Annotated in this window: 16 protein-coding genes and 3 pseudogenes; 11 read left to right on the plus strand and 8 right to left on the minus strand. The window is 57.1% G+C overall.

What is annotated here, in order from left to right; genetic code table 11:
• Nucleotides 1-163 precede the first annotated feature (163 nt).
• Together IB238_RS24100 and IB238_RS24105 are read right to left on the minus strand one after the other, a co-directional pair.
• Nucleotides 164-1,479 (minus strand): annotated as a pseudogene (locus IB238_RS24100) (glucoamylase family protein).
• A gap of 1 nt (nt 1,480) precedes the next feature.
• Nucleotides 1,481-1,684: a hypothetical protein gene (locus IB238_RS24105; RefSeq protein ID WP_192253321.1), complete on the minus strand. Its 204-nt coding sequence runs from the start codon at nt 1,682-1,684 to the stop codon at nt 1,481-1,483.
• A gap of 260 nt (nt 1,685-1,944) precedes the next feature.
• On the opposite strand from IB238_RS24105, the gene IB238_RS24110 reads away from it, so the two are divergent.
• Nucleotides 1,945-4,503, plus strand: a complete 2,559-nt coding sequence (locus IB238_RS24110; RefSeq protein ID WP_210333698.1) for an SH3 domain-containing protein — start codon at nt 1,945-1,947, stop codon at nt 4,501-4,503.
• Nucleotides 4,504-4,815: 312 nt separating this feature from the next.
• Here IB238_RS24110 and IB238_RS24115 read toward each other — a convergent pair whose 3' ends face one another.
• A complete protein-coding gene (locus IB238_RS24115; RefSeq protein ID WP_192253324.1) occupies nt 4,816-5,139 on the minus strand; it encodes a DNA-binding transcriptional regulator in 324 nt (107 codons plus the stop codon).
• Nucleotides 5,129-5,488, minus strand: a complete 360-nt coding sequence (locus tag IB238_RS24120; RefSeq protein WP_192253327.1) for a type II toxin-antitoxin system RelE/ParE family toxin — start codon at nt 5,486-5,488, stop codon at nt 5,129-5,131. The genes IB238_RS24115 and IB238_RS24120 overlap by 11 nt, the downstream gene beginning before the upstream one ends.
• 139 nt (nt 5,489-5,627) lie before the next feature.
• On the opposite strand from IB238_RS24120, the gene IB238_RS24125 reads away from it, so the two are divergent.
• Nucleotides 5,628-6,539, plus strand: coding sequence for an HNH endonuclease (locus IB238_RS24125; RefSeq protein ID WP_192253330.1), 912 nt, complete (start codon nt 5,628-5,630; stop codon nt 6,537-6,539).
• Between the two features lie 285 nt (nt 6,540-6,824).
• Here the strand turns inward: IB238_RS24125 and IB238_RS24130 are convergent, their stop codons facing one another.
• Both IB238_RS24130 and IB238_RS24135 read right to left on the minus strand, forming a co-directional pair.
• Nucleotides 6,825-7,094: a hypothetical protein gene (locus IB238_RS24130; protein WP_192253332.1), complete on the minus strand. Its 270-nt coding sequence runs from the start codon at nt 7,092-7,094 to the stop codon at nt 6,825-6,827.
• A 240-nt stretch (nt 7,095-7,334) separates the two neighbouring features.
• The gene (locus IB238_RS24135; RefSeq protein ID WP_192253336.1) at nt 7,335-8,414 is read right to left on the minus strand and encodes a GSU2403 family nucleotidyltransferase fold protein; all 1,080 of its coding nucleotides are present in this window, start codon (nt 8,412-8,414) and stop codon (nt 7,335-7,337) included.
• 863 nt (nt 8,415-9,277) lie between these two features.
• Here IB238_RS24135 and IB238_RS24145 point away from each other — a divergent pair.
• Complete coding sequence (locus tag IB238_RS24145) at nt 9,278-10,021, plus strand: hypothetical protein (RefSeq protein ID WP_192253339.1); 744 nt, start codon at nt 9,278-9,280, stop codon at nt 10,019-10,021.
• A gap of 340 nt (nt 10,022-10,361) precedes the next feature.
• On the opposite strand, the pseudogene IB238_RS24850 reads toward IB238_RS24145, so the two are convergent.
• Both IB238_RS24850 and IB238_RS24150 read right to left on the minus strand, forming a co-directional pair.
• Nucleotides 10,362-10,487 (minus strand): annotated as a pseudogene (locus tag IB238_RS24850) (MBL fold metallo-hydrolase); the annotation flags it as partial.
• 24 nt (nt 10,488-10,511) lie between these two features.
• Nucleotides 10,512-11,411, minus strand: a complete 900-nt coding sequence (locus tag IB238_RS24150; protein ID WP_192253342.1) for a LysR substrate-binding domain-containing protein — start codon at nt 11,409-11,411, stop codon at nt 10,512-10,514.
• 137 nt (nt 11,412-11,548) lie between these two features.
• Here IB238_RS24150 and IB238_RS24155 point away from each other — a divergent pair, with 137 nt between their 5' ends.
• The 8 genes and pseudogenes from IB238_RS24155 to IB238_RS24400 all read left to right on the plus strand — a co-directional run.
• Nucleotides 11,549-12,376: a transporter substrate-binding domain-containing protein gene (locus tag IB238_RS24155; protein ID WP_192253344.1), complete on the plus strand. Its 828-nt coding sequence runs from the start codon at nt 11,549-11,551 to the stop codon at nt 12,374-12,376.
• Nucleotides 12,377-12,526: 150 nt separating this feature from the next.
• Entirely contained in the window at nt 12,527-13,252 is a 726-nt protein-coding gene (locus tag IB238_RS24160) for an amino acid ABC transporter permease (protein WP_192253347.1), read from the plus strand.
• The gene (locus IB238_RS24165; protein ID WP_192253350.1) at nt 13,252-14,049 is read left to right on the plus strand and encodes an amino acid ABC transporter permease; all 798 of its coding nucleotides are present in this window, start codon (nt 13,252-13,254) and stop codon (nt 14,047-14,049) included. The genes IB238_RS24160 and IB238_RS24165 overlap by 1 nt, the downstream gene beginning before the upstream one ends.
• Before the next feature lies 1 nt (nt 14,050).
• Nucleotides 14,051-14,803, plus strand: a complete 753-nt coding sequence (locus IB238_RS24170; protein WP_210333699.1) for an amino acid ABC transporter ATP-binding protein — start codon at nt 14,051-14,053, stop codon at nt 14,801-14,803.
• A gap of 14 nt (nt 14,804-14,817) precedes the next feature.
• The gene (locus tag IB238_RS24175; RefSeq protein WP_210333700.1) at nt 14,818-15,840 is read left to right on the plus strand and encodes a C-terminal binding protein; all 1,023 of its coding nucleotides are present in this window, start codon (nt 14,818-14,820) and stop codon (nt 15,838-15,840) included.
• A gap of 16 nt (nt 15,841-15,856) precedes the next feature.
• Nucleotides 15,857-16,528, plus strand: coding sequence for an RraA family protein (locus IB238_RS24180; protein ID WP_192253353.1), 672 nt, complete (start codon nt 15,857-15,859; stop codon nt 16,526-16,528).
• 266 nt (nt 16,529-16,794) lie between these two features.
• Nucleotides 16,795-17,772 carry an ornithine cyclodeaminase family protein gene (locus tag IB238_RS24185; RefSeq protein ID WP_192253469.1) on the plus strand — a complete coding sequence of 326 codons (978 nt, stop codon included), beginning with the start codon at nt 16,795-16,797 and terminating at the stop codon, nt 17,770-17,772.
• A gap of 43 nt (nt 17,773-17,815) precedes the next feature.
• Nucleotides 17,816-17,965, plus strand: a pseudogene (locus IB238_RS24400) (iron ABC transporter substrate-binding protein); the annotation flags it as partial.
• Between the last annotated feature and the right edge of the window lie 18 nt (nt 17,966-17,983).

Below are 17,983 nucleotides of genomic sequence, written 5' to 3' on the forward strand. Positions count from 1 at the left end.
GCAAGAGCAGACCAGTAGCGACTGCTACATGTTCCGGGCAGCGGTTCCCTTAAAGCTTCCTTTGGGGGCAAGGCCTTTGCGACGGTGACCTAACGGAATAGGGATAGCTAGTTCCTTTCTGCAGAGGGTCCAGCGCTACCGGCATCGCGTTACGTCACATCAGTTACAGCCATCCCCCCTCGAACCCGGCGCGTCTCAGCCCCACGACCAGTGGCTCACAGCGACGCATGATGTTCCACAAGAGGCCGGTCCTGTAGTTTTCGATCATCAGGACAACCGGCCCCTGGTCGACGCCGAAGTGATATGGACTGACCCACCAGCCTGCTTGACCATTTTCCACCGGAAACGACTGGTTGAAAGATGGCTTGAACCCGTAGAGACGCGTCATGCCGAGGTTCATGCGCGCAAAGTGCCATAGGGTCGGAATTACGATCTCCGGTGCGAACGGCAGCGAGGCAACGACCACCCAAGGGGACACGGTTCCATCGTCCGGTCCGTATGGCGCGCCGCGAGCGATGTAGTCATAAAACTCCCGGTCGACGCCGTTGACGGTTCGTCTGATCCAGCCGGGGCCATCGCTCGCTGTGAAACCCCAGCAATGGGCACCGTACCCGGCGAAATTCTTCGGGTTCCTGATTGCGTACTGTTGCTGGACAAAGGTTGCGTGCCGGCTGTTCTGAAAATAGTCGCTGTTGTGCTCCCGCATGAAATCGTCTTGGATCCCGCGGAAGTCGATCCACATGTGCGAAAGCTGGTGGGTGAACAGCGGCCCCGAGTAGAGCAGTTCACGGCCGTAGATGTTTCGCCATTCATAGCTCTCGGTGTAGGCGGGGAAGGATTCCGATGGCAGGGGATTCGGGGAACCAAGGCCGAGGATATAGAGGAGCAGGCCTTCGTCGTAACCACGCCACCGATAAGGGATGAAGCCGCTTTCCGGTCGCCAGCCATGGGTCAATGTCAGGCCGTGGTCGCAGGCCCAGTTCCAGTCCGCCCGCTCATAAAGTGTGTTCGCCAGACGTCGTATTTCGGTCTCTTCCGCGTCCTGCCCATCGAGATACGCGGCAACCGTCAGCGCTCCCGCGAAAAGGAATGCCGAGTCGATCGTCGACAGTTCGCACTGCCAGACCCTCCGGCCCGTTTCGATGTCGAGGAAATGATAGAAGAACCTTTGTAGCCAGATGCGTCAGGTTCCGGCCCCTGTGGGCACTCCAGAAGAAATTTCAGTCGTCGACGTGCAATCTTCGACGCGAACTTGCGGATGATGATCCCGCGCTCGACCAACACAGGGATTGAGGCGAGAGCCATACCGATTGCAGCGATGCTGGCGGGAGCGTCCGGCTGCGTCTTGTCGCGAACGAGCCCGTTGTCCGGGTTGGTGCAATGCAGGTAGTACAAGAGCGTCGTGAACTGCAGCCGAGCGAGATCCTGATCCGTCGGCATCCGGTTCAGTTCGGGATCGGTCGAGAGCGGGTTTTCCATGCTAGCCGACCACCAAATGCACATCGTGGATGCGCCCGTCGTCCACAAGCGGCACTCTCTCGTCGTCAATTTGAATCCCGTCGACGCTCAGCAAACGTCGCCCGGATTGCGAGCTTAGCTTCACGTTGACGCGATAGGTCGCTGTTCCATATCGATAGTCGACCTCGTAGCCAGGCCAGTCGGTGGGGACACACGGTTCGATCATGCGGAGATCATTCTTAGATGGATCGGCACTTCACTTCAGGTCTTGGCTGTGGTGCTTGGCGTTACCCAGGCCGCTCTGGGTTTGCAGGTTATTCTGCATAGTTTTAGCATGATTGCCTGGTGACAGCCGCTCTCATTGGGTACGCAAATTACTCTGGACCGGATCAGTCTGGACGTGGAAGGAAGCCCAACGCATGCCGACCATTCAGATTGGCGCTGTTGAGACTGCACGCGATTGAAACGTCGATCGGAGATGTGATCATGCGTAGAATTCTCGCCTATGTAACAATTGCCTCTTTCTTCTCGACCTCGGCCCTCGCAGATCCCGCAATCTTGACAGCCAACGTTAACTTCAGGGAAGGTCCAGGCACTGGATTTGATGCAATGCGTGTCATTCCACAGGGCGACGAAGTCGATATCAAGGAGTGTGATGCAACAGCGGCCTGGTGCGCAGTCAGGCACTCCGGGACTAATGGTTTCGTCGCGGGAAAATATCTCAACCAGTCGGACTCCAACGCACCAGCCTGGCCGAGGGTTTTCGATACGGACGCGGGCGCAACGATAACGCTTTACCAGCCGCAGATCACAGAATGGAAGGATTTCAGCCAGCTCGACGCTCTCGTCGCTACCGAACTGAAGACCTCGGCCAGCGCAAAGCCAGTTTATGGCGTCATCGGACTGTCGGCCAAGACCGTGGCTGACGATGAAAACGACAATGTGACTCTGACGGATATAAAAGCTACGCGACTGGATTTTTCCGGGCTGGAGCGCAAGGAGCTTTCTGACCTCGCCCTCGATATCGGCAAAATCATCCCAACGGATCCGATCGTTGTCTCCGAGCAGCGCCTGGCGGCAAGCCTTGCGGAATATAAGCGACTTGCAGATGTCCCAGGTATTAAGGCAGACCCGCCGCCAATCTTCTTCAGTGAAATGCCGTCGATCTTGTTACAGACGGATGGCAAGGCTGTTTCAGCCCCCGTCAAGGATGCCCAGGGCCTCACCTTCATAGTGAATACAAACTGGGACCTCCTGAAGGTAGACGGGTCGAGCAGCTACTACCTTCGAGATGAAAAGAACTGGCTCACGTCCAACAAGCTGGAGTCGGATTGGGTCGAGGCAGACGCCGTTCCAAATGCGCTCTCCAAGCTGCCGGAAAGTGACACCTGGAAAGAGGCAAAGGCTGCACTGCCGCCCACTCCGTTCAAGGAGAACGAAACGCCAAAGGTTTTTTACTCCGACAAGCCAGCGGAGCTTTTGCTGTTTGACGGAAAACCCGTCCTCGAGCCAATCGCTAGTACGACGCTTGATTGGGCGTCCAATACCGAGAGCGCCGTCTTTCACGACCGGGCAAATCGCAAATGGTACGTCCTTCTCTCTGGAAGATGGTTCTCGTCCACCTCTCTCGAAGGACCGTGGAGCTTTGCCACCCCCGATTTGCCTGATGACTTCCTGAACCTACCCGACGACGCTCCATATTCCGCGGTGCGGGCCTCGATTCCCGGCACATCCGAGAGCGCGATGGCGCGGCTGAAAGCCAGTATTCCGAAACTGGCCCGCGTGTCGACCGACGGGTCCGTCAAGGTGGACGTGAGATACAACGGAGAGCCCAAATTCGAACCGATCGAAGGCACATCGCTGTTTTATGCCGTCAACGCCAGCGAACAGGTGATCAAGGTCGCTGAAAAATACTTCGTCCTCAAAGACGGCATCTGGTTCGTCGGTGATACGGCGATGGGGCCGTTCGCTGTTGCGCGCGCCGTTGCCGAGGAAATCTACTCGATTCCACCATCATCGCCCGTCTACAACGCCACTTACGTCCGCGTCTACGACAGCGAAGCTGATGCGGTCTGGTACGGATATACCCTCGGATATCTCTACACGTATCTGGCATGGGACACACTCGTTTGGGGTTCAGGTTGGTACTACCCGCCATACTGGGATTACTACGACGATGATTGGCCCTATTATCCACCGCCAATCAGCTATGGATTTGGTGCTTCGTATAATCCCGCCTACGGGACCTACGGGCGCTATGGGTATGCTTATGGACCGGAGAGAGGCTTGGTGTTCGGCGCTGCCTACAATCCTGAAACGGGAACACGGTTCCGAGGTGGCGCTGTGGCCGGGCCAAACGGTGAGAGAGGCTTCATCTCCGCCTACAATCCACGCACTGGCAATGCAATAGTGGCCCGTGGCGGGCAGAACGTCTACGGATCCTGGGGCAGCGTTTCGGTCAAGCACGGCGGAGAATTCGCGCGCATCAGCGGAGGTTCAACAGGGAATGCTGGCCGCCTGCGCTGGCGCAATACGGAAGGCAATAAAGGCTTTATCGTGGGCAGCAAGGGTGGTGATATCTATGCGGGCCGCGATGGCAACGTCTATCGCCGTCAGGACGGGCAGTGGCAGACGCACTCGCCGGATGGTTGGCAACCCGTTCAGCGTCCTGACAGCGAAAGCCTCAGAAATGCAGGCCGTCGCGCAGCGTCCGAAAGACCTCAAGCCACACAGCGTATTCAGAACCGGGCCGAGACACAGCCAGCCACGCGTCGCAATCAGCAGGTTCGTCAGCGAGCCCCGGATCATCTTTCCATCGACCGCACTGGACGTCAGTTGGGCAACCAGAATGAATTGAGCCGCAGCTATGGCACGCGTTACCCTGGCTCTAGCGGCAGCTTTCAAAACTTCGACCGAGGTGGCTATCGTGGCGGCGGTTTCCAAGGAGGTAGCCGAGGTGGCTTCTCAGGGGGCGGCAGTCGCGGCGGCGGAGCCATCATACGTGGCGGTGGGGGCGGCCGAGGTGGCGGTGGCCGTGGGCGGTGAAGACTGTTTGTGGCGCAAGGTTGTCGCCTCGCCGCTCAACTTGATGTCCGCTTTTAGGAGACGGCTAGGATGCAAGCTATGACCTAGATGAAGGCGCACAGCAGCATCCGATGTGCGGCTGGCGAGGGCTCAGCAAGGATCAGGATACCCGGTGCAGGCTTTGCGGCGGAAAGGCAGAGAAGGGTCGAGGGAGCTGTTGTTCACGAGCCCTGTGCACGGCTTGTTGCGAGGATGTTCACGTTCTGGGCCAAGATGATGGCATAATGGATCGGCTGGAACTGCGCGTGCTGATCCTTCCGCGGCATCGTCCTTCTAAGACAGCATCTCGAGACCGTGTTTCCGGACGATCGAGAGCAGCTTCAATGCGGGACCGCTCGGCCGCTTCGCGCCGGTTTCCCACTTTTGTACTGTCGATTCACTGGTGTTTAAGTAGCGCGCGAAGACTGGCTGGCTGACATGGTTGTTCTCGCGCAGCGCCTTGATCTCGCTTGGCGTCAGCACCTGCGGAATGGACAGGCAAGTCTCATCGAAGGTCTTCATGGTTTCCTTGTCGATGGTGCCCGCCGCATACATATCTTCGACGGCGCTATGGATCGCCTCGAAGGCATCGCTCTTGAACTTGCGCTTAGTCGCCATTGCAAATCTCCAATAGGGCACCGGTCCCGATTTCGGCATCGAGTTCGGCCTCTGTCTTGCGCCGATAGAGTTCGGCGAGCTTTCGGAAAGCCAGCAGCTCGTCGTCATCGATGTTTGCGCGGTCCTTCTTCGCGAACAGATAGGCGAATACCCAGTACTCACCGGCTTTCGCCAGAACGATCGAACGATGCATGTTATCGTTGAGCCGCTTCTTGAACACGCCACCACCGAGATCATCAGCCTGTCCGCGTGCGACTTGCTCAATCGCCTTGCAAAGACCCTTATCGGAGATCCGCGCTTTCTTCGCTGCTTTGGAAAACCACGCGGTTTTAAAAATCCGTTCTGACATCGCTTCATATAGCACTAGGTGCTATATCTATCAAGTTGTCGGGAAAAATTGCGGAGACTACGCTGCTTCCCATACCTGATTCCCAGGAATGCGTGTGATGTCGTATCGGCAAACGCTCAGGCTGTGCTAAGCATCATTCATGGGATTCGGGGTCTTCATTCATCGCTCAGATTCGATCTACGACGACAGCCCAGCGGAACAGTACCAGTTCCCAAGCCAATATCTTGGACGGGTGCGGGCCTGCCTTGGCGACTGGATCATCTACTACGAGCCGCGCAAGGTCGCTGCGACGCGGGGCTACTTTGCTGTTGCCAAGGTGGCCGAGGTCATCCCGGACCCGAAAGCACCGGGTATGTATCTCGCGCTCATCGAACCGGGTAGCTATCTCGACTTCATCAATGCGGTTCCATTCAGCGGAACAGAGGGTGTGGTTGAGCGCGGCGTCCTGAATAAAGAAGGCCGGATATCGGGCAGAGCGCAGTCTGCCGTAAGGCCTATTTCGAGCGCGGACTTCAATCGCATTGTAGGCATTGGTCTCGATGAGCACGTGCCCGAGTTGCCGCGGACCGGGGAGTTGGACGCAGGATTCGCGCTTCGCGGATTTGATGAGAGCAGCCAGGCGCAGTTCTTACTCGAGCAGGAACGCGATCGCGTCGTACAATTCTCGTCACGGATTGTCCGTGATCGGCTGTTTCGCCGTCTCGTCGTTCAGGCCTACGACAAACGCTGTGCAATCACTGGCTTGAAGCTCATCAACGGTGGGGGACGCGCTGAAGTTGATGCGGCGCATATACGGCCCGTCGAGGCGAATGGACCCGATATCCTTACCAATGGCATCGCACTGTCTGGCACTGCGCATTGGATGTTCGACCGCGGCCTGATCAGCCTGTCCGATGATCTCGACATCCTGGTTTCGAGGCATGCCAACGATCCAGACAGCATTGAAGGGCTGATCAACAGGTCTGGTCGAGCGATCGTGCCGATGCGGGCATTCGAGAGGCCGCATCCGCATTTCCTACGGTGGCATCGCGGGAATTGCTTCAAGCAATAGGTGGCGCAGAACGCGATAAACGCGTCGGCAGTTTGAATTTGCTCAAGGCTCCCGCACTTCAGCAACTTCTGCAGTCAATTGATTGTTTCATCGACGCATTCATGTGCTGCTCGGAGGGGAGGGGCACCCCATGCGCAGGCGAGCCGGGAAGTTCCATAAGAAACCTTACGCAATCAACATATTGATTTAAAAGAATAAAATTGATTAAGATGCCTTAGCGGTGTCCGATACCGAAGCGGCTTGGAGGCTCTGTGATGAATGGATGGAGCACATGCGCAAAGAGCTTCACGAAGAAATTCGGCTGGACATGGAGAGCGGGAAGTTCGTGCCGTAAGCCATCCGAACGCCGGCGTCTCGCAGGATCTCGATGGTTCTGGATCCGGCGCACCGCGCCATGTTGAGCTTTCGCTGGTTCGCCGTTGGGTCGCCGGATTCCTTGAGAGCGTCCAGGATGAACGTGTAGTAGTTCATCAGCTCGTCCTTGTCCTCACGACGAACCCACCGAGTCAGTTCCTTCCTGTTGAACCTCGCCTGCTGGAAGCGATCGAATGTCACCCGGATCCACGGCCATCCCGACCATCAATATCGGAGGAACTTCGGTAGCCCAACGGTGTTGAAGGTCCAACCCCGATAGTAGCTGCACATACAAAGTGTAGCCTGGTAGCTCGGCCAACGGGATCGATCGATCCTCAGTGAAGTTCTTACGTCTGTCGACCACTTCCCGCGGACCCGATTATGGTTAACAGCCGTTTACCGTGTCTTAGGGCTGACAGCTCGCCTGAGGCGCGCAGACGATCAGAACGGCAAGACGGCCTTTTCTCCGATGCCCCGACTCCCGGTATAGAGACATTCCCTGAGATTGTCCTTACGCTCGCCCGGTAGCATCGCTGCTCCAGCCCTGATGGCTTCCTGCCACGCTGGGCCGCGCTCCCACGCTTCGATGTAAGCGGAGGCGAGGTCGGCCGATTGGCGTGTCTCGAGCATAGCTTCGGTCAGGATCCCGGCCTGCATGATGTCCTTGTCGCGTTTGAGCACGCTGTCCGCATGACGTCTCGAGGCAACGATCAATTTGTGGATGGCATAGCGGGCAGGGTCGGGGACAAGTACTGAGACACCGGCTCCGTAGAGGAGCACCGTACGGACAGGTTCACGGATCAGGAAATCCATGAAGCGGAGCGGCTGGGCGCTTGCTCCGCCAAGGGCGGGCATGTCCGCGGGTTTGTCCAGGTACTCGTCCTTACCGCGGTTCGTCGTCAGAAACTCGACCCGATAGCCTTCCTTGTTCACGAACGCCGTCGTGTCGGCCCCGGCGAGGTTAGGGACGGCACGGAACGTCGGATCCATGGTCTGCAAGAGGTCGAGGATCGGCGGCAGACTGTCCATGACCCCGGCAGAGATCGCGTAGTCCTGCGCGAAATCCGCATCTCCGGTCATCATGGCAGTAGAAGGAAGACGGACACCCAAGACGCCTGAATAAGTTCCGAAGGCGAGGGTGCCCACCAGAACCGCTCTCAATCGGAAGAGGCCAGCGGCTGCCAAGGCTTCGACAATCTCACCTGAGGCGCGGTCGGTAGGCTGCAGGCCGCCATCGCGCGTCAGGCTCGAGACCAGACGTCGGCGTGTCCTGTAGTCGGTCTTGGTGCGGGAGAAATCCTCGACCCGTTTGGCGATCTCCGGATCGTCGGCAGGACCGACATATTTCCGGGCTTGGCCGCCGTCGCCATCGGGCTGGTCGAAATACCAATAGTCCCGGTCTTTCACGCGCACTCTCACGAAGCGCCCGGTCGGAGGGAAGTCGAGGTTCCATGCGTCATCGAGCGCACGCTGCCCGATCTCGGCAAGCATGGTCTGATACATCATGTCGATGCGTCTCATGGTGAACCCTCGTGTTATACTAATATCGCAAATCTAGTATAGTGAACTTCGAGCCGGGATCAATCCTCCCTTGGAGAAGGGGAGGGATCTCTTCCCGCTAGTCCCTGACTCTGTCGGTTATAACAGAATTGCACATCTAGTATAATAGTGCCGTCGAACAGGACCATCATAGGGACAGTCCGTACGACCGTCCTCATCAAGATCCATGCCGTCCTCCGTCTGCAGGGCAGGAGCGCAGTAACGGTTATTTCACTTTGGATCACAGCAGATTCAGGCGCTTAACGTCTCGACAACCGTACGATCGCAAAGCTGCGTCATCACTCGAAAATCCTTGGGCTCAGGCGGTTATGGCTATTGCTGAAAGCGGAGCGGATCTGAACGCAAAGAATGAGTTTGGATCGACGCCTATCGCCCGCCGTCGAATGCGACGACTGCCCTTGTCCAGACCGCGCTCGCGTGCGCCGCGAAGGCATGGAAGGGGAATAGAGAAGGAAACGGGTTCGCGTACACGAAAGCTGGCGTGATGCTCGACGACCTGGTGCCGCAGGAACTCGCCCCGGTGGCTCTTCGCTCATGAACAGGCGAGCGCAGGAAAGCTGTCGGCCGCGCTGGATACGATCAACGATCGATGGGGGAAGAAGACTTTGGTCCTCGCCTCCGAGGGCTTCAGGCAGTCGTTCGCAACGAAGGCCGACATTCGATCCCCGCGCTATACGACCCGGCTTTCAGATTTGCCAGTAGTAAGAGCGTGAATCGCTTAATACTTGAAATGGCCAGAATAACCGAAAGCTAAGAAATTCCGTTTATACGGGGCTGGCCAGGTGCAGTTATGCGCAGCAATGAGTTCGATTAAGGTTTTTGCAATGAAGTCTTTTCTCTCAACCGTTTTCGCGGCGGCATTTATTGGTGCTTCTGCCTCGGCTTCGCCGGCGTTGGCTCAAGAGACAAGACCGCTTGATAACCTTTATGCTTGCGTCGGCTATTACAGAATTTTCCAGATGCTTCCGGCCTCTCGTCAGTATGGCGAGAAGCAGTTGAGCAAGCTATACAAGATTATCATGACAATTGAGGGCAAGAGCTTTGCCGAACCTAACGACCTTAGTGAGATCACCATGGCGGGTTTTCAGGACGAAAACGGCCCGGATGAGTTTGTTGAAAAGACACGAAACGCTGACAAAAGCTGCACGGACACGATTGTACAATACTCTTCGGTAGCTCGCGGCGAAGCGGTCCCAATGTCCGAAGGGCCAAATGTTGCTATGATCGTTCACAACAAAAAACTGGTGACTGGACGGGCGGCATACGAAAAACAAGAAGCAGATCGAGCATCGGCATTTGAAGGAATGTTCGCAGAGGCGCAGCGTTGCGCTACAGTCTTTCGGGTTGAAACAGATCAATTTCCATCCGTAGCGCATCAGCACGATATGGCCTTTTTCTGGGGTAGAGCTCAGAGCCTCGCAGAGAAAAATGGTAAGAGCGAGCTGGAATTTAGATCAGTGATATTTGATCCTTATCAAGAAATCTCGGAAATGCGGTCATCAATGACGGATAAATACACAGAGGTGCTTGATACGTGCCGCGAACTCAGAACGTCATTGCAGCAATGATTTTGCACTCGACCGACAGGTTAGAGTGGGCAAGTGCCTTTGCGGGTAAACGCGTTTTACCCCGCTTAGCAATCACGGCCCATGCGACCCGCGCCGCGCCATCTGTCCGATGGTTCCATAATACATATTTTACGCAATCAACTTATTGATTTAAAAGAATAAAATTCAATGGGCCTTCCCTTTAACCAGAACTTTGCAGATCAGTGGATGACCGCTTAATGCCGGAGCTGCCGGTTGGCGGTCTTGACGCGAATGACCGCCTTGCGCACGTCTGCTGTCCTTTACGGCCGCGACGGAAGACTGCTGTCCGAGTTTCGTTCGGCCCTAACCCATCAATCGGTCAGTACTCCCAGGGGCCTGGCACCCAACGAAAGACGTCGCCATCGACCGCCACGTGGCAGACGGACGGAAACGACAGGTGCGTGGCCACCAGCGATTGACGGTTCGCCGCCAGCTCGAGCACCACGTCGGTCACCGCCGGATGCGGCGCTCAATCATCTGTGGCAGGCATGGCCGCAAATCCGCTCTTCAAGAAATCGACAAAACCTTCAATCAAAGTGGATTTCTGATGCAGTTTTGATCTCAATAACCACACTCCGAACTCAATCTTGGGTTCGAAGCGCCGCACCAGCACATTCTCAGTCGGGAAATCGTGAGCACTGAATGGATCTATAACTGAAACGCCAACTTTTTCCCCCACCAAGGCAATAGCGGCATCCGACTGGCCGGTCTCTATTTGGAGGTGACGTATCACACCGAAGTCGGAAAACACCTTGTCGATCTGCATCCTCGCGCGGTCCTGTTTCCCGAGCGATATGAATTTCTCGCCTTCAAGGTCGCGCGCATGGATTACCGCCTTCGAGGCGAGAGCGTGACCTGAAGGTAGGATGCATACGGCCTTGACGCTTTTGATGTGAATGCTTTCGATCTCCTCCCGATCTCCGGGAAGAAAGCTGACGCCGACATCCATTTGCTGAGCGGCAACTGCGTCAATCAGGCTGATACTGCGCATGCTTTGCAAATGAAACTCCAGATCGGGTCGTTCTGATATATATGAGGCGATCATCCGGGGTAGAATTCGCTTTCCGATCGCTGGAAACGACCCTACGCTGATTGCGCCCCACTTCTGCTGGCGCAGGGCTTCCGTCACGCGCGAAACACGATTGAGCCCATCGAAAATGCGATTGACTTCGACCAGGAGAGCCGCCGCTTCCCGCGTCGGATGCAACCGGTTCTTGACCCGTTCGAACAGGCTGAACCTGCAGCTTTGTTCCAGCATGGTAATCTGTTGGCTTATCGCCGGCTGAGACACGTTGAGCATCTGCGCGGCGCCGCTGACGCTTCGGCAGGACATCACTGCTCTGAACGCCTCCAATTGCCTCACATTCATCCGTTCGACTTCTCCAATGCGCTATATGTTTATTAGTAGGCCTTATGAAAATGAAAGAAAACAGTATTATTCATTATGGTTGGAACTTGCTAAATAGCCCATGAAATCACCGGTTAAACAAAGGGGAATGAAGCGCGATGAAGAAGATTTTCGCAATGGTGTGCGGGGCCGTGGCGTCTGCGACCGTCGGTGCCGCTCCGGCGCTGGCCGACCAGCTGGACGAGGTTAAGTTGCGCGGCAAGATTATCGTCGGCATCAAAAACGATTACCGCCCGTTCGGCTTTCTCGACAAGGATGCGGCTCTCAAGGGCTTTGAAATTGACCTCGCCAAGCAGGTCGCCAAGAAAATCCTGGGCTCGGAAGATGCGATCGAGCTTGTGCCGGTCATCGCTTCGAACCGTATCGAGCTGCTGAACGCCGGACGCATCGACCTCATCCTGGCCACGCTCGGACAAAACCCGGAACGCGCCAAGGTCATCGATTTCACCGAAGCCTACTACATGATGGCCGGTATCGAACTGCTCAGCCCGAAGGATGCTACAATCCAGTCCTGGGAGGATATCAGCGGCAAGAAGCTCTGCGGCGTTCAAGGTAATCTCTACAATAAGACGATTACCGGGAAATACGGTGCCGAGACGGTGCTGTTTACCGGCACGGCCGAGATGTTCAAGGCCTTTCAGGATGGGCGTTGCGATGCGATCGCCTTCGACGGGCCGATCTTGAGGCAGAAGATTGCCGAGCCGGAATGGGCGGAGAAGTACAAGATCGCGCTCGAGACCTTCAATTACATCCCGATCGCCGGTGGTGTGCGTAAGGACGAACCGGCCTTCCTGAAGGCGGTCAACGAGGCGATCCTGTCGGCTGAAGCTGCCGGCGTACTCGTCAATGCGGAGAAGGAATTCGCCATGGGCGAAAGCGAGTACGTGACCAAGCGGGCCGCCGACGCCGCCGCCGCTGGCCACTAATTCCCCGCAGTGCCGGGCCACATGCCGCATGTGTCCCGGCGTAACGCACATGCGACGGTCCGATGCCGGTGCCATCGCAGAAATTCCAGATAGCAGCGACCGGCTTTAGGCACGGGTTCGTGTCCTCTAGCTAGTGCAGGACCAATATCCATGATTTTCGGATTGGACTTCAATTGGCTGACTGATCAGCTCTATTTCAGTTGGCTGTTGAATGGCCTTTGGGTCACGATGTTGTTGGCTTTGATCGGCACAGCCTCCATGCTGGTCGTTGGCGTAGCCGGCGCAGCGATCGTTCATTTCAGGGTGACATTTGTTCATCCACTTGTGATCGTTCTTGTGGATCTGTTCAGAAACACGCCGCCGCTGGTGCAGCTTTTCTTCCTCTATTTCATGCTGTCCGACCTCGGGGTCACCATCACCGACCATACGACTGGCGCTCAGATCCCGATGTTTTCCGGGTTCGCCTGCGTCGTCATCTCGCTCGCTCTCTACAATGGCTCCATCGCCGTCGAGATCGTCCGTTCGGGTATCGGGGCCGTGCCTTCCCAGACCGTTGAGGCTGCGAGGGCGCTCGGCTACTCGCGCGGGGCAATTTTTCGTCTGGTTGAACTGCCGCTCGCCATGCGCACAACCATTCCCAATATGACCAGCAACGTTGTGAGCCTGATCAAGACCTCGGCCCAAGCCTCTCTGGTGGCCGTTGCCGACGTGATGTTCTACGCCACGCAAATCAGCCTGGAAACATTCCTTAACCTGGAGGTGATGATCGTGATTTGGATCATCTATCTTGTGATCGCATCGATCACGACCTTCGCAGCCAAGTTGATTGGCGAGCGCCTTTCCGTGCCGGGCTTTTCCGGAGGCGTTGGGGTCTGATGGGACATTCGAGAAACGCCTTCTTCGGCTTCCTGGGCGTCATCGCCTTCATGGCCGTCGTCTTCGTCATCACCTATCGCGACGATAGCGGGAATGCGTTCCAGCTCCTCGTCAATCGCACGCCGCTTCTGCTAACGGGAGCGCCGGACTTTTCAGCGGTCAGCGGCGGCTTTGCCGTGAATGTCCTGGTCAGCTTCGTCGTCATGACGATCTCCTCACTTGCCGGCTTTTCGCTGGGCGCGATGATGGTCTCCAATGCGTCGGTCACGCGCAATTTGGCGATCGTCGTCATGAACGTCATGCGCAATTCACCCTGGCTGGTCGTTCTTTACGCAACGCTCTACCTGCTTCCGTTCAAGACTTCATTGTTCGGCTACACCATCTATCTTTCGCCGTTCATCAAAGCGGTGGTGGGTCTGTCGGTGCCGGTCACGGCGTATATGGCGGAAGTGTTCCGCTCCGGCATTCGTGCCATTCCCGACGGACAGTGGGAATCGGCGCGGGCGCTCGGCTACACCCGCCGGCAGATCATGAGCTCAATCATCCTGCCGCAGGCCCTGCCGATCATGCTCCCCAACATCATGACCACCTACGCCATGCTGTTCATCGGCACCAGCCTCATAGTCGTTACCGGCACCACCGACATCATGTCCATCGGCAAGACTGTCATCGCCGCGGACGGCGACCGGTATGCGACCGCCATCTACCTCTACATTCTGCTCATGTTCTTTGTGTTCGCCTATCCACTGGCGACCTGGAGCCGAAGCCTGGAACGTCGCCTGAGGATGCAATACTGATATGACCAAAAGCACGATCGAGCCGATTATCGAGATTTCGAACATCCGAAAGTCCTTTGGCCACGTGAGTGTGCTGAATGACATCTCCATGGCGGTCCAGCCAGGAAGTGTCGTCTGCATCATAGGGCCGTCGGGATCGGGCAAGTCGACCCTCCTGCGATGCATCAACGCGCTGGTGCCCATCGATGCCGGCACGATCAGGGTTGGTGAATTCGAAGTTGAGAAGCTGCAAACCGAAAAACAACTAGTGCCCCTCCGGCACAAGGTTTCAATGGTGTTTCAGCAATACAATCTCTTTCCGCATCGCACGGTCTTGGAAAACATCGTCATGGCACCGGTCAAGGTGCTCGGCCAGAACAAGGCTGATGTTGAAAAGCGCGCGCTGGAACTCCTCGGCAAAGTCAAGCTGACGGGCAAGGAAAACGCCTATCCGGGGCAGCTTTCCGGCGGTCAGCAGCAGCGTGTGGCGATTGCCCGCGCGCTGGCCATGCAGCCGCAGATCATACTTTTCGACGAAGTCACGGCGGCCCTTGATCCGGAAATGGTCAAAGAGGTGCTCAACGTCATTCGCGATCTCGCCAGCGAAGGCATGACCTGCGTTCTCGTAACCCATGAGATGCGTTTCGCCGAGGAAGTTGCTGACGAGGTCTATTTCACCGATCGCGGAGTGATCGTCGAGCACGGCCCACCCGACGAAATGTTCAAGAACCCCAAAGACGAGCGCTTCCGCGAATTCCTATCCAAAGTCCTGTAAGGCTAGTTAACATCATGAAAAAATATAAAATTCTTGTCCCAGATGCCCACCAGCGGGATCTTGAGATCGAAAAGAACGTGTCGGGAGACCATTTCGACTATGTGATCTACGACGAAACGGATCCCAACGCGATTGCTGATAGCGACTGGCGGTCGTGTGATGCCATACTCGTCTGGCATCGCATGCGCATCCAGCCCGAAACGATCGCCAAGCTCGACAACTGCAAGCATATCGTCCGCGTCGGCGTCGGCTTCGACAACGTCCACGTTGCGGCCTGCCGTGATGCCGGCATTCCGGTCTCGAACGTTCCGAACTATGGAACCACCGAGGTGGCGGACCACGCTCTGGCAATGATGCTCTATCTGGTGCGCGGCATCGGCAGTTATGAGAAACGGATGAAGGCCGATCCGGTCGCTGGCTTCGTTGCCGAAAACGTTCCGGTCGTACGCCGCATCCGTGGCGGCCATTTCGCAGCCATCGGTCTTGGCCGCATCGGTACCGCCGTGGCCCGTCGCGCTGCCGCTTTCGACATGAGCGTCGCCTATTTCGACCCCTATCTGCCGGAAGGCCACGATCTCGGCATCGGCTTCGAACGTCGACACTCCCTTGAAGGGCTGCTCGCGGATGCCGACGTGGTCAGCATTCATACCCCGCTCAACGAAGAAACCCGATCCATGGTTAACGATGAGCTGTTGGCGATGTGCAAGGACGATACCGTGTTCATTAACATCGCACGCGGCGGTCTGGTGGACATCGAAGCACTCGAGCGAGCGCTGCGTAGCGGCAAACTCGCCGCCGCCGGTCTCGATGTCCTACCTCAGGAGCCGCCGGTCAAAGAGCCAACGCTTTTGACCGCATGGCGGAACGACGAGGAGTGGCTGGCCGGCCGATTCATCGTTTCTCCGCATGCCGCCTTCTACTCCGAGGCCGGTTATGTCGATATGCGCACGTTCTCGGCGCAAATCCTGATGGACTTCTTGCTCAAGGGAAAAATTCGCAACAACGTCAACCCCGGTTGGCAATCGGTCAAGCCATAACGGTCGGAGAAGAAGCATGGCACACATTCGTATCGACCAGCCGTTCCACCGGCTTAGCCACGACGTTTTGGCAGCCTGGCGGGAAATCCCGCCGGCGGTAGCCTCGGATTGCATGAACCGTACACAGTCGCTCGGTTCCGCCTTGAAACCGGTCAGCACCGGGCTGACCGTTTGCGGTCAGGCGCGGACGGCCGAAGTCATGGTGGGTGATTGCGCCAGTATTTGCGAGCTCATCGGTGCGGCCCGGCCGGGCGAAATCCTTGTGGTTGATGCCGGCGGCTTCGAGGACACCGCAGTGTGGGGCGGCATCATGACCGCCGAAGCCTCCCATCGCAAGCTGGGCGGCGCCGTCGTCCATGGCGCCGTACGCGATGTCGCCGAAATTCGGCAGCTGGGTTTCAACATGTTCTGCAAGGCCGTAGTGCCGAAGGGACCGCATCAGGGTTTCGGCGGTGTCATAGATGGCCGCATAGCCATCAATGGCGCAACAATCCGCCCCGGTGATGTCGTCATCGGCAATGACGATGGCATCGTTGTCATCCCGCTGGAGCGCGCCAGTGAGATCTTGGCAGCCGCCCAGGCGCACTTGAAGAAGGAGGCCGTCTACATCGATGGTATCCGCAATGGCCAGACGATCATGGAAATGTACAAGATGACGATGTCAAAGGTCCTGGAGCCAAGTTCCTGATCCTGCCCATCGGCTAACCAACCGTGCTGGTCGTGCCCCACGGCCAGCACGGGTTTCGGCGTACCTCTTCAGGCGCCGCAGTTTCATACCGGACCGCTCAATGTCACATCGTCACGCCCCTTTGATGGCAAGACTGACTGCCATTTTCGGCCATGCACCCAGCCCCCTGCAACTGCTTTAACCTCGGCAATGGCGACGTCAGCATATTCTTTATGCCGGAAGAGAAAAACCGCAGCAGCCGACTCTCAGTCGTGAACTTGGCGAATATAACGGACAGCAAAATGCAAAAAGTACCCCGCATCATCGACGCCCGGACCGCGGCAGACCTCCTTCCATTCGAGACGCTGATCGAGCGGTTACGCCGGGCCTATGCCGATGGCTGCCATGTCCCGGAGCGCCATCATCATCGCGTGTCGATGGAAAGCGAGAGCGAAGCCACGCTCCTCCTGATGCCGGCATGGTCGAAACAAGGCGCAGAACGCTATCTCGGCGTCAAGCTTGTCAACGTCTTTCCCGACAACACGCAGATAGCGCTGCCAGGCCTGTTTTCGACCTATATCCTCTCCGATGGTAGAACCGGCGCACCACTGGCCTTTATCGACGGTAACGTCATCACCAGTCGTCGCACGGTCGCCGCGTCCGCACTGGCCGCGGACTATCTAGCCCGCAAGGATGCCGACACATTGCTGGTGATCGGCTCCGGCCGCGTTGCCAGCCTTTTGCCCTATGCCTATGCCGCTGTCCGCAAGTTCGGGAAGGTCCTGATCTGGGACATCCATGAGAAAGGTGCCAAAATGCTGGCGCAGAAGCTTGTTGCCGACGGTTTCAATGCCGAGGCTGTAGACGCGCTTGAGCCTGCTGTGCGCCGGGCGGACGTCATCACAGCTGCGACGCTGTCGAGCCAGCCTCTTGTCCTCGGCGCCTGGGTAAAGCCCGGCACGCACGTCGATCTCATAGGCGCGTTTACGCCGCGCATGCGCGAGAGCGACGGGGCTCTATTGCAAAAGGCATTGATCTTCATCGATACCGAAGAGGCCATGATCGAGGGTGGCGACATCGTCGCTGCCGTCAATGAAGGTTTCATTGATCGTGACGCCATCAAGGGCACGCTACAACAGTTGTGCGCCGGCACGGTAAAAGGCCGACACTCGGACATCCCGATCTCCTGCTTCAAGGCGGTGGGGACGGCATTGGCGGACCTCGCTGCCGCCTCTCTTGTTTATGAAGCGATAACGGCCCACTAGAGGACCTTACCAGGTCGCGGCGTCCGATGTGGTTTGGCGAAGCGGCAAGATGAGCACCTACGGTCCGGGATCACGCTTCGGCGTCCTACACGATGACTACGGCACCGTGCCCGCTGCCGAAGACCTGAAGCCCGGCAAGAGCAGCAATCACGGCCAAGCCATTTCCTTCGAGTTCATCCTCGAGACCAACCCGGCAATTTTCTCGCCATGG

The sequence above is a fragment of the Rhizobium sp. ARZ01 genome, assembly GCF_014851675.1.
In the GTDB taxonomy this organism is placed as follows: Bacteria; Pseudomonadota; Alphaproteobacteria; order Rhizobiales; family Rhizobiaceae; genus Mycoplana.

Coding starts and splice junctions, on each gene's coding strand:
- IB238_RS24120 (WP_192253327.1), bottom strand. CDS start 5,488: ATGTCAGAACGGATTTTTAAAACCGCGTGGTTTTCCAAAGCAGCGAAG.
- IB238_RS24155 (WP_192253344.1), top strand. CDS start 11,549: ATGAAGAAGATTTTCGCAATGGTGTGCGGGGCCGTGGCGTCTGCGACC.
- IB238_RS24180 (WP_192253353.1), top strand. CDS start 15,857: ATGGCACACATTCGTATCGACCAGCCGTTCCACCGGCTTAGCCACGAC.
- IB238_RS24145 (WP_192253339.1), top strand. CDS start 9,278: ATGAAGTCTTTTCTCTCAACCGTTTTCGCGGCGGCATTTATTGGTGCT.
- IB238_RS24150 (WP_192253342.1), bottom strand. CDS start 11,411: ATGAATGTGAGGCAATTGGAGGCGTTCAGAGCAGTGATGTCCTGCCGA.
- IB238_RS24160 (WP_192253347.1), top strand. CDS start 12,527: ATGATTTTCGGATTGGACTTCAATTGGCTGACTGATCAGCTCTATTTC.
- IB238_RS24105 (WP_192253321.1), bottom strand. CDS start 1,684: ATGATCGAACCGTGTGTCCCCACCGACTGGCCTGGCTACGAGGTCGAC.
- IB238_RS24165 (WP_192253350.1), top strand. CDS start 13,252: ATGGGACATTCGAGAAACGCCTTCTTCGGCTTCCTGGGCGTCATCGCC.
- IB238_RS24175 (WP_210333700.1), top strand. CDS start 14,818: ATGAAAAAATATAAAATTCTTGTCCCAGATGCCCACCAGCGGGATCTT.
- IB238_RS24170 (WP_210333699.1), top strand. CDS start 14,051: ATGACCAAAAGCACGATCGAGCCGATTATCGAGATTTCGAACATCCGA.
- IB238_RS24135 (WP_192253336.1), bottom strand. CDS start 8,414: ATGAGACGCATCGACATGATGTATCAGACCATGCTTGCCGAGATCGGG.
- IB238_RS24115 (WP_192253324.1), bottom strand. CDS start 5,139: ATGGCGACTAAGCGCAAGTTCAAGAGCGATGCCTTCGAGGCGATCCAT.
- IB238_RS24110 (WP_210333698.1), top strand. CDS start 1,945: ATGCGTAGAATTCTCGCCTATGTAACAATTGCCTCTTTCTTCTCGACC.
- IB238_RS24125 (WP_192253330.1), top strand. CDS start 5,628: ATGGGATTCGGGGTCTTCATTCATCGCTCAGATTCGATCTACGACGAC.